The 14,216-nt window shown below is 49.8% G+C and carries 8 protein-coding genes; 1 reads left to right on the top strand and 7 read right to left on the bottom strand.

Going from position 1 to position 14,216, the window contains the following annotated elements; translation table 11 throughout:
• Window position 1: 1 nt before the first annotated feature.
• The 7 genes from feoB to Q4D85_RS02790 form a co-directional block, all read right to left on the bottom strand.
• Window positions 2–1,963: a ferrous iron transport protein B gene (gene feoB, locus Q4D85_RS02820; protein ID WP_303198054.1), complete on the bottom strand. Its 1,962-nt coding sequence runs from the start codon at window positions 1,961–1,963 to the stop codon at window positions 2–4.
• Window positions 1,964–2,040: 77 nt separating this feature from the next.
• Window positions 2,041–2,322, bottom strand: coding sequence for a FeoA family protein (locus Q4D85_RS02815; RefSeq protein ID WP_047261339.1), 282 nt, complete (start codon window positions 2,320–2,322; stop codon window positions 2,041–2,043).
• Between the two features lie 245 nt (window positions 2,323–2,567).
• Entirely contained in the window at window positions 2,568–4,130 is a 1,563-nt protein-coding gene (locus Q4D85_RS02810; protein WP_303198053.1) for a polyamine aminopropyltransferase, read from the bottom strand.
• Window positions 4,118–4,618, bottom strand: coding sequence for a DUF350 domain-containing protein (locus tag Q4D85_RS02805; RefSeq protein ID WP_303198051.1), 501 nt, complete (start codon window positions 4,616–4,618; stop codon window positions 4,118–4,120). The genes Q4D85_RS02810 and Q4D85_RS02805 overlap by 13 nt, the downstream gene beginning before the upstream one ends.
• 54 nt (window positions 4,619–4,672) lie before the next feature.
• On the bottom strand, window positions 4,673–5,107 hold the full coding sequence (locus Q4D85_RS02800; protein WP_052844510.1) for a DUF4247 domain-containing protein: 435 nt from the start codon (window positions 5,105–5,107) through the stop codon (window positions 4,673–4,675).
• A 34-nt stretch (window positions 5,108–5,141) separates the two neighbouring features.
• Entirely contained in the window at window positions 5,142–5,753 is a 612-nt protein-coding gene (locus Q4D85_RS02795) for a DUF2617 family protein (protein ID WP_303198050.1), read from the bottom strand.
• Window positions 5,753–6,415, bottom strand: coding sequence for a DUF4178 domain-containing protein (locus Q4D85_RS02790; protein WP_303198049.1), 663 nt, complete (start codon window positions 6,413–6,415; stop codon window positions 5,753–5,755). Before Q4D85_RS02790 ends, Q4D85_RS02795 begins: the two co-directional genes overlap by 1 nt.
• Window positions 6,416–6,762: 347 nt before the next feature.
• Between Q4D85_RS02790 and Q4D85_RS02785 the strand changes: the two genes are divergently transcribed.
• Complete coding sequence (locus Q4D85_RS02785) at window positions 6,763–14,163, top strand: exonuclease domain-containing protein (RefSeq protein WP_303198048.1); 7,401 nt, start codon at window positions 6,763–6,765, stop codon at window positions 14,161–14,163.
• The last annotated feature ends 53 nt before the right edge of the window (window positions 14,164–14,216 follow it).

Here is a 14,216-nt window from a genome sequence, read left to right as displayed (position 1 = left end):
GCTAGAACCACAACTTCAAAACGTTGAATACTGCAACCGCCAACACCCACGCTGTTGCCAACTGTAGGCCGACACCAATCAGCGTCCACTTCAGGCCAATCTCACGCCGTTGAGCGGCAAGCGTAGCCACACACGGAGTGTATGCAAGCAGGAAAACCATAAACGCCCACACCGCTGCCAACGGATGCCCACCCGAAGTCGTGTTGAAATCTTCCCGCACCGCCTGTGCCAATTGGGAACGCCCCTGTTCCTCCGGCTCCGCATCGCTGGGGTCTTCCAAGTTATAGGTCTGCGCCCAGGTCGCAATAACCGCCTCTTTAGCTACAAAACCCGTAACCAAAGTGCCGGTAATCGACCATGAACCAAACCCGGCTGGGGCGAAAATGGGGGCAACAGCACCAGACATGACACCGTAAGCGCTTTCCTGCGGCGGGAGATTCTCGTCTGCGAAACCATACTGGCTGCTCGTTGGGGTCGATTGCAGCAAGAACACCACGGCAACCGTGATGACGATAATGCCACCGGCGGTTTGAAGGAAACCTTTAAGCCGAATCCGCATCACCGAAAACGCCAACCGTGCGCCGGGAAGCTGGTATACCGGGAGATCGATCACCAGTGGGTCGGTTCCCATTCGGCGCCATAGCGTATGCTTCATCGCGAAACCGACCAAAACAACTAGGCCGATGGAAATCAAATACATGACAAACACCACGGTGCCAGCGTTATTGGGGAAAAATGTTGCGGCCAGCATGACGTAGACAGTCAACCGGGCCGAACACGAGGTAAACGGAATCAGCAAGGCGGTAAGCAACCGTTGACGTGGCTGGCCCAGGACGCGAGTCGCCGAGATTGCCGGAACGTTGCAACCGAAACCAACAATCAGTGGGATAAACGCTTTGCCCGGAAGCCCAATGGCTTTCATTACCCGGTCAGTGACCACCGCTGCACGGGCCATATATCCAGAATCCTCCAGCACTGCTAGACACAAGAACATTAACGCCATGAGTGGTGCGAATGTGAGCACCATGCCGACGCCGCCGATGAGGCCGTCGACAAGCAAGCCGGAAAATAGTGGGTGGTTAAGACCTAGTGTCTCCAATCCGCCGCGAACGAAATCACTGATGGGGCCAGTGAACAGTCCATCCAAAAAATCTTGGAACGGCGCGGCCACTGTGGTGGTGATTTGGAAAACCAACCACATGGTCGCCAAGAACATCACTGGGCCAAAAAACGGGTGCAGCGCCACCCGGTCGATCTTCTCCGACCAAGACGTCGACATAGTGGCTTTCGTGGTAAGCGCTGCCGCAGTGGCTGATTCAATCCACGCGAATCGATCATCGGCCAGGGCAAACTCGTCATCGGTTGTAACTGCTTGTCGACGCACCGCCTTCGGTCGCTGTAATTCTTCGGCGACAACAGCAGCGACGCTATGCACATTGGAGCGGTGGCGTGGATCGACCTCTACCACTGGTGCTCGCAGCGCTTTCGATAAAGCTGCGACATCAATATTGTCGCCGTTGGTACTGGCGATATCGGATTTGGTCAAAACGATAACCAGCCGATTTTCAAGTTCGGCCAGCTGGGAAACCATATACAAGCTGCGGGATAGACTCGACGAATCAACCGCCACCATGACAAGATCTGGGCGTTCGTCCACTGCGCAGTCGATAACGAGTTGTTTCGTCAGTTCCTCATCAGGACTCATCGGATCCAATGAGTAAGCACCAGGAAAATCGATAACGTCGTAGACCGCATCCGGGGTTTTCCATGCGCCGCGACTGACTTCGACTGTGGTGCCCGGCCAGTTTCCCATTCGGGCTTTAGCGCCGGTCAAACTGTTGAATAAGGTGGATTTTCCGGCATTGGGCGCCCCGACGAGTGCGATAATGGGGGCGCCTTCCGGAGCCACTGCCTGCCCATGGGACTCGCAGTGGCATGTTGTTGGGGTTTTTGAAGTAGCCATGAGAATTACCAAACGTAGGTGAAATAGTGACGATAGCCGTGTCGCAGTTAATGACATTGAAAATCATTGCGCACAAGTTATTGCGTGGTGGTTACATGCACACTTTTTGCCGTAAGTCCATCCACTGCATAACGAGTGCCGCCAACCTTCAAAACGCGGCCACCATTAGCCGTTTTTTGGGTTACCAATACAACGATTCCCGGGCGTAATCCCAGCTCAGCCAGGCGTCTGCGCATGGGTTCAGTAATCATTGGGCCCATGAAATCACTAATTACGCACTGGTTGCCAATAGGAACGGCCGACAATGCAAAATGCTCAGGGGCAGTAGTAGTGGTTGTAATTTTCGGTAGTGTCGCCATGAGATGCAACCTCCTCGGTGGAGCGCACATAACCGTCGGCTAAATAATTAGTAAGGCCTGCTCCACAATAGTGAATTGGTTAGTCTAGCTTTAGTAATTATCAGTCGGGCTAAGCACATAACACAAGGGTAATGTGTTGCCTAACCTTAGATAGGGGTGGCGAAAGCGTGAAGTGACAAGGGGTTTTATATCCATATGTGGGAAATGCCACACGGCATAGGTGAATCCTGGAACAACCAACTCACTTATTCGCCGGCCTGCCGGTACCCACGCCTGCGGTCTGCAACTATATATTGGTGATCTAACGTGTTCGGCTCAATCCTACGAGGCAGATTATCAGCGCCGAAAACCCCAGCGGCAGCCAGAACCTCTTTGTTGAGAAACCTGGGTGGAGGTGAGATGGACTCGGGCATTGTCAGTGTGGCGTTTCGTGGTGCGCACTGATTAAACCCCCAATCCCCGAATGTGGGAACGTGCACATGGTAGGGCAAAACCACTGGGCAACCAGCAGCATAAAGGGTGGAATACACCCTGGAAAAGACATCAGGTGTGGTAAAAGCACTACCCGATTGCACGGTCATTTTGCCGCCGTCCCGTAACCGTGCCCGCAGCATGGAATAGAACTCTTCCGTGTACAACCGGCCAATGATTTCATTATCGGGATCAGGAAGGTCGACGATGATGGCATCGTAACGCTCATTATTTCCTGAATCACGAACCCAGGAAAATGCATCCTCAATCAGCACAGTAACTCGAGGATCAGTCAACGCACCGCCGTTATCTTCACGCAGCACAGTATTGGCGGCGGTAACCATATCAGAATCCAACTCCACCTGAGTGATAGCTTTAACCTGCGGAAACTTCAACAATTCCCGGGCAACCAAACCATCGCCGCCACCAACCACCAACACCTGGGACGTATCCGCAGCAATCACCGGATACGTTAATGCTTCCGTATAGCGGTACTCATCCCGGGTTGAATACTGCAGCCCACCATTGAGATATAACCTACGATCCTTACCCAATTCCGTGACAACAATTTCTTGGTAAGCACTCTGATGGAAATACACAATCGGAAATTGGTACAACCGCTGGCGGGCGGTGGTGACCAGGCCAGCACTAAAAACGAAAACGCCCAACAACACCGCCAGCACCGTCGTGAGCCCAACCGTCACCGAGAAAAACTGGCGGCGGGGTAGATCACGGCGCAACACAATCACCGCGATGACCATCGCCGCACCGATATTCAACAATCCCGCAGCAAGGGTGCCGCGCACCAACCCCAAACCCGGAAGCAGAATAAACGGCCAAGCCAACCCACCTAACAACGCGCCCAGGTAATCCGCCGCGTTTAAGGTAGCAAGAACCGAGCCGGACGTGGCGGCGTCGACAAGCTTGCCGCGCTGAAACAACGTCATCAGAAGCGGCAATTCAGCCCCCACCAACATCCCAATAACCAATGTTGCCACGCCCAACACCGCAACGGAACCACCAATGGAAGCAAAAACCCAATACAGCAGCAACGCGCTTAACCCACCAACCAGACCGAGGAGTGTTTCCACTAGCAAAAACGAAATTTCTGGACGGTTAAGCAGAGGTTTTGCTGCCAAAGCGCCCAGCCCCAACGCGGCGACGAAGCCGGAAACAATAAGGGACGTCTCCACAATCGATCCACCCGCAAGCACCGCAGACAACGAGATTAGTGCCAATTCGTACACCAAACCCGAAGCAGCGCAAATCGCGACGGAGAGCAACAAGAGGAAACGACGCGCTGGAGACATAGCTGGCTGCATAACTAGAGCAGACATGCCGCGTTAATAGCACCGACCATGATAAGGAAAACACCACCGACCAAGGCGCTGGGGCGTAATTTTGTATCTTCGAAAATATCGCGCAGTCGATTCGGGGTGAACAACTCCAACAAAACCAAAAACACTGTTTGCAGCAACAACCCCACCAGCGAATACACAAGCGTAAACAACAAACCAGGGCCGATCTCATCCGGCGACAATGCAATCGCAGTAGCAATCACTATCCCCAACGCAATGGCCTGACTGGCGGCGAGAACACATGCATTGGGCAAATTATCAATGAAAATCTGCTTCCGAAAGTGCCCGGGGGTTAACCAATCTTGGACTTTGAAACCAAGAATAAAGATTGCTAAAGCTAGCGCGAAATAGGCGATTGTAGAGATCACTCCTGACGGAAAACTGGCAGCATGCACATCAATGGCTAAAACATAGGTCGAGGTAGAATCTAATGTCGGCGTTGCTGCGAAAGTACTTACTGTAATCACGGTCACTCCTTGGTTACACATGCTTAGGATAATGCGGTTAAAAAGCTAATTGAGCTACTTCACGCCACCACCCGAACCGGAAGAACCACCACTGGAGGAACGCGGCGACGACGGGCCAAAACCCGGACCCAAGTACACGAAATGCCCACTACGCAGCCGGGAATGATCTTCAATGCTGGCCTTAGCCGTACCATCAGTATTGTCTTTGACACTGACTAGGTACTTCTTAAAACGAAAATAATAAGTTCCGGTTCCACTGTCATGGGTTGATTCTTCAACCTGCCCAGTACGGTGAAAATCGAACCAAAAGTCAGCAGCACGTTTAGAGCAGTTATACACCTCAGCAGGCCCCTCCTGCCCCTGCTTGGTACAGTGCTTCTCGATATACCACACAGGCCCCTCAGCCTCCGCCTTTGCGCCATACACGCCGAAAGCAATCCCGATGATAATCAGCAAAACCCCTACGGCAATCCAATGTTTATAGGTCATTGCGATCCCTCTATAGAATTCCTAACTAGAGCCGTTACGAAGCCCCGTCTAATACCTGGGATGGTGGTACCCACATCGATTCAGTTTGCACTATTGTCCTTTCTTGCGGATACAGATGAAAAGTAAGCCACAACCACCTATCGCCTTGCCAGCGGCCATGTAACGCGGTGATGTGAAACTCACCCTCACCCGGAAACCGGCCTACCAGCCAATCCGGGCTGAAACCCGCAACGACTTTCTCAGCTGTGCTGTCAAAACTTTTGTTCGTGAAACGCTCAGTGGACATGGAAAACCAGTAATCACCGGCAGGAAAGCTTCTATGGAACTTAAGATTTCCGTCCTCAAGCCCTAAGACAACCTGCGGGGAAGAACACCACGAAACCTTCACCGCAGCCAGATTCGATGGACAGGCCGCCAAGCACGACACCTCCTCCCGAAAAACCGGGACATCGGACATGGGTAAGGAAACATCAACCATATGCGAGGCGCCAATAATGCCCATGCTTAACGACGAATCACCCGTAACCACCGTACGCCGAGCCAGCAACGGCCGACTCGGGCCATTAAGTAGCACACCCAAAGCGTGCGCGGAAACATCAGCGGGCGGGATCATGAGATCCCGAATGAAAGAACCAGACACAGTCACTATGAACTCCCTGTTTCCGGCGGTGCTGGGTAAATGACCACCTCGCCCGGCTGGATTATCTCCCCGAGCGACACCTCCCACGGGGCATCAGGGCCAAATTGTTCCAAGGTCAATAACCGTCCGTTCGGCCCAGCGTAATCAACGTAAGTCATTTCACCGCTAGCGGGTAATCCAGTAGTGCCAATGCTTGTAAAAGATGCAGGACCGCGTTCCGTCTCCCGAAACTCCATCCCCATATACGTAATTGTGCCCATCGGCCTAAGCTGCGCCGAACGCTCGGTATGCCACAGAACCAAATTCAACTGCCCCTCATCGACCTCGACCTCAAACCAACCAGGTTTACCACCGCCATCGATAAGATGCTCATGCCACACATAGGGCCCCTGCTTACAGGTAAGAGTGCCCCGGACGACGTAGTCAACACCGCCACGACTAATGATGGCACCCGGAGCAAGCGACTCTGGACTAAACGGGCCAGCGTTAGCCACAAACGCCAACGGGTCGGAGTACTTCTTCTTTTCTTTTTTCTTTCTGTGCCCCCACGACACCGCCGCAATATAAATAATGAAAACGCCAATCATAATCAAATAAAAGGCTATCTCGTCCATGGCGCTAAACCCTTCCGGAACTACAAGATCGCGAGAAAAACCAAACGGTGGCATGGTCAAAAGTATATCCAACAGAGGTTTCACTCAATGTGGTATTGGGGTGGGGATGAAAGCAAAACTTCTGATGTTCGAATTTCGGGGCTGCTTAATATTGTGCGTTTAGATTCGTTGATTGAAATCGGAGCATGCTCTCGTTTTAGGACACCGCATTGTTTTATATTTCCCGGTTGTTGTCCATCATGCTTGACCCTGTATTGCGTTGCGATTTGGAGCTTAACAGTGTCGGGGGGATATAGGTTCCCCCTTTTTCTAAAATTCTATCGATTTACTGATGTCTATCTTAAAATCTATTTGGCAATAATTTGGATTTTATTTATGGCAACGAAAGTGAATTGGTTCGCATGACGCGGAAAACATCTCTTTTTGATTCTGTCAGTATTGAAATTGATAACTCGGTCACCATTGATATTCTGTATCTCAACGCGACCAACTTGGCTTTGGCTCACAATCGCATCCCAGTGGTTCACTTTATTCAGTGTGAGGTAAGTTCCGAAGCTGAAGATGATTTCGCTTTTTCAGGTTGTGAGGTTGTCATCCAAGCAGAGGTTGAAGGGAAGAACCTATTTGACCCAATCACAATAAGCGTTCCTCCGCTGAGCAAGAATGCTCGCCCAATCCAGCTTGATGTAACCCGTGTATCTCAAGTCGAGACAGGAAAAGTAGCCCACTATAACGAATCTGTTGATGGATCTTTGAAAATTAGGATTGATTTACGAGTCGACGGGCAATATGACAGCAAAACAGCTGTTGGTGAATTCCGGATTCTTGCTGCCGACGAATGGTTTAATTCGGCTCTCTATTACGAATCACTTGCGGCTTTTATCCAACCTAACTCGCCGGAAATCGAGCGGTTATTAGCCGAAACGTCAAAAACACTAGCTGAAGCAACTGGTAACTCAGCCATTGAAGGGTATCAACGTGGCGGCGACAGAGCCGTACAGATCGCTGCGGCAGCGTACGAAACTATGAAAAACGCTGGCCTTTTCTATTCCGAACCGCCAGCTTCTTTTGAAAATACTGGTCAGAAAATTCGTTCCAGTTCCCGCGTTTTTGAGTTTCAGACAGGTACATGCATTGATTTAGCCCTCGCTTATAGTGCTTTGGTGGAACAAGCTGGGCTAAATCCCGGTATTCTGTTGATTCAAGGACATGCTATGACGGGTATTTTCGCTACAGAAAAATCCCGATCTGAACCCGTGATCTACAACTCGCTGGAAATCCGAAACTTAATTTTGTCCGGTGAGTTTATTCCGGTTGACATCGTCGCAGCCACCGATAAGGAATCGACTTTTGCAAGCGCTGTGGCAAAAGCTCAGGCGATCATGGAAGACGCTCCTGGGTTCGGACTCGTCAGCGTTAAGGACGCGCGTCGGGACGGCATTCGTCCATTACCGTTGAAGAAATTGGCAAGTCAAGAGCTAATTTCTGTATCGGAAACTACGAGTCCACCGCAAGGCTCAAGTACGGGTGGAAAGCCTAATTTTTCTAGCATTGGCCAAATCAAAGTCAAAGATCTGATGCCATTTAGAGAATCCGAAAACGGTGAACACCAACGAATCGTTGCCGACAATACGGTACCGACGAGGATTCTAAACTGGAAACGGGAACTTCTTGATTTATCGCTGAATAACCGACTTCTCAACCTGCGTCCTGGGCCGGAGGTCCTCCCAGTGATGCTTCGGCCGGGAATGTTAAGCGAGCTTGATGATCTCATTCATGCAGGGACGTCACTGTCGTTGTATGCGCTTGATGAAGTCAGTGACAATAATAAGCTTCGTGGCATACAAAGCGTGAAAATGCTGCCGGATTCTTTCCTTATGGAAGCATTGATTGATTCAAAACGGGTGTTTATTGATCAAACAGAACGGAGTTATAAAACTTATCTCAACCGGTTAATTCGGACAACTCGAACGCTGCTGGAAGAAACTGGTGCGGCGAATCTCTACCTTGGATTAGGGACTTTCATTTATGAGCGTAACGGTGATATTAAGCTTGCTCCACTTTTCCTAGTTCCCATTAGATTGAAAAAAGCTAAGGGCAATGCACATTTCACGTTTGAAGTTGATTCTGCAACCGAGGCTAGCCCTAACTACTGTTTGGTTGAGTGGTTAAAGAACACCCATGGGCTGACGATCCCTGCCTTATCGGAGCCAAAGTTGGATTCCTCAGGCTTAGATATCAACCATGCCATAACTGAGATTTCCAGATACCTGGTCGAAGCAAATCTGCACTATACAGTGTCTGAATCAGCTCATATATTAATTACTAAATTTTCTACATACGGCATGTGGAAAGATCTAGAAAATCATTGGCAGGAATTTGAGTCAAGTCCCGTATTCCATCATATTGCGCACAATCCGGGTACCTCCTTTATTGACCCCGCTGTAGCGAATAATGACATAACAGATATTCGTGATATCAAAGTTGCTGAGGAAACTATAGCCCTGCCAATTCCCGCTGATGGTGCCCAGCTACAAGCTATTATTGCTGCAGGGGAGGGGCGTAGTTTCGTTCTTGAGGGCCCTCCTGGTACCGGAAAATCCCAAACAATTACCAATCTAATTGCTCATTGTCTCGAAAAAGGCAAGACCGTTCTTTTCGTCGCAGAAAAACAGGCTGCGTTGGAGGTAGTGAAGAAGAGACTCAAAGCAGTTGGCTTAGCTCCATTTACACTGGATCTACACGGCAAAGATCAAAGTCCAGCTAGTATCAGGCAACAGTTAAAAGAAACGATTGACGCCGATATACACTACGACGAACATCGTTGGAACGCACTCATGGCAAAGCTTGCTGATCGACTAAGGCCGTTCATTTCCTACCCTGGTGTTGTTCATACTCCTAACGGAGTAGATCAATCTCTGTGGACTGCGACGCTCACTTTGGCCGGGTTAGGTCAGGGGCCAGTTGCTGAAGTTTCTCCGAGCTACGTTAAGGAACCAGTATGTACTGCCGAGCGGTTAGAAGACGCGTTTGAACAGTGCATTCGTCTTTCCAAATCGCTTGATCCGCAACTACTAAGCGGATACGAATTCCTTGGGGTGAATTTCCTCAACACTGAAGAATCTGAATTCAAATCCGCATGGAATACGCTGGCGGATTCTTATCGAGATTTATGTGAGTACCCATCATGGCAAGAGGTTATCGAAACAGAAGACCTCCAAACAGCGGTGGATACAATATGCACTATTCCTCTGTACGACAGGCTAGATTTAGTACAGCTATCTAAAGTACGTTTCGGCATTCAGGAGCTAGAAAATCTAGCACATGAGGCATCAGCCATTTCCCGGCAAGCTGCACCGTTTTTGAAAGAATTCTCTCTTGCGTTCGTCACTAGTGGGGACATCAATCCCATCGTTGAAGCAGCACAGGGAGCAACCAGTGGAATCTTTGGTAGGGGTAAACGCCTGCGGGCTTACGAAGCGGCGTTGAGAGCGGCATTGCCGGATCCTACTGTACCTATGCTTGACCTTAATGGCGCTTATTCCCCGCAACGGGTTATGTCTTTGTTGCCAGCGCTTGTTCCGCTGCGCCAGGCAGCTGAAACATTAATGCGCAAAGTGCAGGAATCCCTATGGGCGAAGCAATTCCAGACGGGTACCCCCTTCGATTCCACGCTTGAGCATCAACTTATAGACCGGACAAAAAAGCTACAGTTCCAGTTTGAATGTGCTGAAAGCTGGCCCGTCTTATTTGGTATGGATCGAGACCAGTTGGCGCAATTGCCTCAGAAACTTGAAAACACGGAGAACGCGTGGGAACAATGGTGCAACCTTATTGATGCGCCACACGAATGGGCGCGATCCTCCTCTGGAAAAGAACAACTTGAAAGTTTTTTCGAATCGTGGAACGAGGTGTTTTCATCAAAGCCTTTTTCTCAATTGCGACTAGCTGCGCAGTTCCAACAAGCAGCATTAGTTCTTAAAGAAGCGCACTGTGAGAAACTAATTGAACAAGCAGTATCCGGCCACTTCAAGCCAGAGGATTCTCAACTTGCAATAGCACGAGGTTTAGCGACTGCGAGCGTGCATGAGCGGCTTGAGCATGCAGGATTAGAGTCATTTGACCCGGCAGAAAAGATGCTGCAACTTGAAAAACTGCAAGCGGCAATTAATGATGTTCAGGAAGAAGTGAAACTTGCGCTGCCTGCACGTCTTTTGTCCAAACGGCCTTATAAGGCGGGAAGATTAACGGGAAATGTTGCCCAATTGCGGAGGTTGCTGGACGCTCGTCGTAACGCACGGTCATTCCGGTCGTTGCTGAGCGAATATCCTTCTGAAATTACCACCGTTGCGCCATGTTTCCTTGTGAGCCCGGCATCGCTGGCGACCTATGTCGCGCCGGGTGCGGTTCAATTTGACGTGGTCGTTTTTGATGAGGCCTCCCAGGTTACTGTTGACCAAGCGATGGGCGCTCTGGGGCGCGGTACTAGTGCGGTTATCGTGGGTGACTCTAAGCAAATGCCGCCAACTCGATTTGGAAAGGCAGGTCCCCAGTCTTTCGATGATCTTGAAGATTTAGAAAACCAGCCGCAAAGTGAGGAATTAGGTCCAAATGTGGATGATTTGGAGTCTATTCTTACCGAAGCCGTAGAGTCTGGGCTGCCTCGATTATCGTTAACCTGGCATTATCGATCGCATGATGAATCGCTCATTGCGTTTTCCAACGAGAGATATTACGAAGGAAAACTCGCGAGCCTCCCATCTCCTAAGATGGGTGGGGCTCAAGGCGTAACCTTCCGTAGGGTTAGCGGACAATTTTGTCGAGAAAGAGGAAAGTATCTCCGTACGAACCTCATAGAAGCAGAAGCGATTGTCGCTGAGGTGTGTCGTCGGTTAAATGATCCTGCCACCGCCGAAGAATCGTTGGGCATTGTGACCTTTAACATTCAACAGCGAAATCTCATCCTAGACTTGCTGGAAGACTGCAAGGATCCGCTCGTTATAAGAGGTCTTGAAAGCGGCGTCGAATCGATCTTTGTCAAAAACCTGGAAAATGTTCAGGGTGACGAACGCGATACAATCTTGTTCTCGGTGGCTTTCTCCAAGAAAGAAGAAGGAGGAGCTTTACCGCTGAATTTCGGTCCATTATCAAATAATGGAGGCGAAAAGCGTCTTAATGTTGCCATTACCCGTGCGCGTAAATCTGTGGTCATTTTCTGTAGCTTTGACCCAACAGACATCGATCTTTCTCGTACAAATTCCAAAGGTACTGCTGATCTGCGTGGCTACCTAGAGCTGGCGAGTAGAAATCAGGACAACAAGGGCTTGGAATCCTCACCACGCCGCAGCGTCCACATCGAGACAAACCATGTCCGAGATGATATCGCCGCGCGACTGCGTGAACGCGGGTGGATTGTCGCCACTGACTATGGAATGTCCTCCTTCACACTCGATCTCGTAATCCGTCCGGAAGGCGACAGCCGCTGGCATGGATGTGTGCTTCTTGATGGGCCACGGTGGGCGGCTATGCCTACGGTTTCTGATCGAGATCTCACCCCTGAACTTCTGGGCCCGCTCATGAAATGGGCATCCACTATCCGGGTATGGCTACCAGAATGGATTTCCGATCCAGAATCGGTAATCAGCAGGATCGAGAAGAACTTGGGTGATGCCAGAAGCGTAATCGAAAAATGGGACCAGAATGAGCGTGAGCAGAAACAACTGGTCGCACAACGTATTGCTGACGAGCTTCACGAATCCGCTAGGAAAAAGGCAGAAGAGGATTCCATCGAAGACCTTGACATCAATTTCAATTCTTCCATATATGAACTGGAAGAACAGCTACTGCCTCCTGCTAATTTTGACCTTGGTGTAGCAACTACGACAAAGGAAAGAGCAATAGATCCTTTCGGGGCAGGCGAAAATGCTGATGTGCATTCGAAAACTCCCGATTTAGAAAATCCATGGGAAGAAGGAAGCCAACACATCCCAACGAGTGTGAAATACGTTCCATTCGAACTTCCGGCATTGGGCGAGCGAGACGAACTCGAATCACCTTTCAATCCGCAACGGAAACAAGAGCTGCAAAATATTATCGTTCAATCCGTAGGACAATACGGACCAATTTCTTTGGATAAACTGCGGATTCACATCCTTCAGGCTTTCGGACGCCAAAAGGGAAACAAACTAGTCGATGCGCAAGCAGTTTCGCTGGTTCCAGAGGACATGCTTGTGCCTGAGGGCAGCTCGCGCGTACCGTTTGTTTGGCCCCGTGGAATCGACCGACACACATGGAGTTCTTACCGTGTGCCGAGCGGTGATCGGAACGCTACCGATGTTTCGATTGTGGAGCTAGCCAACGCAATGCGAGCTCTTCCGCTTTTCGCAGAGCTTGCCGAGGATTCAGATGATGGTCTGAAAGAAGAAATCATCCGAGATACAATGAAAATCTTTGGTTTTAAGCGTCTATCAAGTAAAACGAAGTTTCACTTCCAGGAGGTTATAGATTTCCTGTTTGATGAGCCTAAGAATGTGGGCACCGTTATTGAGACATCAACGCCAGAAAACCAGGTTACTGAGGAAACTAAGTTTGTAGTTTTGGACCTCGAAACAACAGGATTCAGCCGTCACGACCGTGTGATTGAAATCGCGGCAGTTATGCTGGATTCTGGTGGCGAAATAGTAGACAAATGGACGACTCTAGTTAATCCTGATCGTGGCATTTCAAACAGCCAAATCCATGGTATTAGTTCCACTGATGTAGCGTTAGCTCCTCGTTTCGCTGAAGTAGCAGACGACCTCGCAGCTTTACTCAACGGCAAGATCATCGTTGCTCATAATGCCAGATTTGATACGCGTATGTTGGCTGCCGAATTTGAACGTGTTGGAATTGAAATAGTTGGTTTAGAAGAAGACTTTATTTGCACGCTTAAGCTAGCACAGGACATTCTCGACTTACCGTCACGGAATCTGGGAGCATGCTTGGAGATGGTGGGAATTCAGAATGATCGCTGGCATGCTGCGCTTTCTGATGCCACAGCTACGGCCAAACTGTTTACTCACTTCTGGAATGAACGTCCAACACTTTCGCAATTGGGATCTCCAGTAATCGTGCGGAGCGAGCTCAAACCTCGCAATACACCAAAAGTTGCTCGCGAAGGTGTAAAAGTTTCTGACGAAAACTGGATTCAAGAAGCCCTGCGTGAGATGCCGGCATCAGAAGATCCAGTTACTGATGAATACATGCAACTATTGGACTTCGTCATGCTTGATTTCGAAATATCTTTGCTCGAGCGACAACAGCTAATTTCTGCTGCCCAAGAGCTGGGGCTGAGTTTCGCCGATGTTCACGCTCTACACATTCAGTATTTGCGCAAACTGGTTCGAGTAATGCTCTCTGATCGGATTTTGAGTGAAGACGAAGAAGCCAATCTAAGAAAAGCGGCTCAAGCATTGCATATTGAAGATCATATCGTTGAAGAATTGATCTATGATCCCGCATTAATTGGGGACTCGGCAGAAGCTGTAAGTGCGCTTCGTCTTGAGGTGGGCGATCGTATCGCGATTACTGGACAGACATTATTGTTGCCGAGGTCAGAATGGGAACAACGTGCGCGCGCTGCCGGACTGCACGTGGCTGGTGTTGCTAAAGCCACTATTCTGGCGGTTGCCGCCGATGTGAATTCGTTCAGCAGTAAGGCCAAGAAGGCGCGTGAATACAGGATTCCGATCATCTCTGAACAACATTTCAAAGAGCTTTTAGAGGTACTGGAATCGCGTTTGAACAGCGTCACAGAAAGCTAACTACTTCTCCATCACCAAATAAGGCGTCCTTGGGCGATTTAACCAAGGACGCC

The sequence above is a fragment of the Corynebacterium sp. genome, assembly GCF_030532965.1.
Taxonomy (GTDB): Bacteria; Actinomycetota; Actinomycetes; order Mycobacteriales; family Mycobacteriaceae; genus Corynebacterium.
Note: the sequence above shows the minus strand (reverse complement) of the source record. Positions and strands in the feature narration are given on the sequence as shown.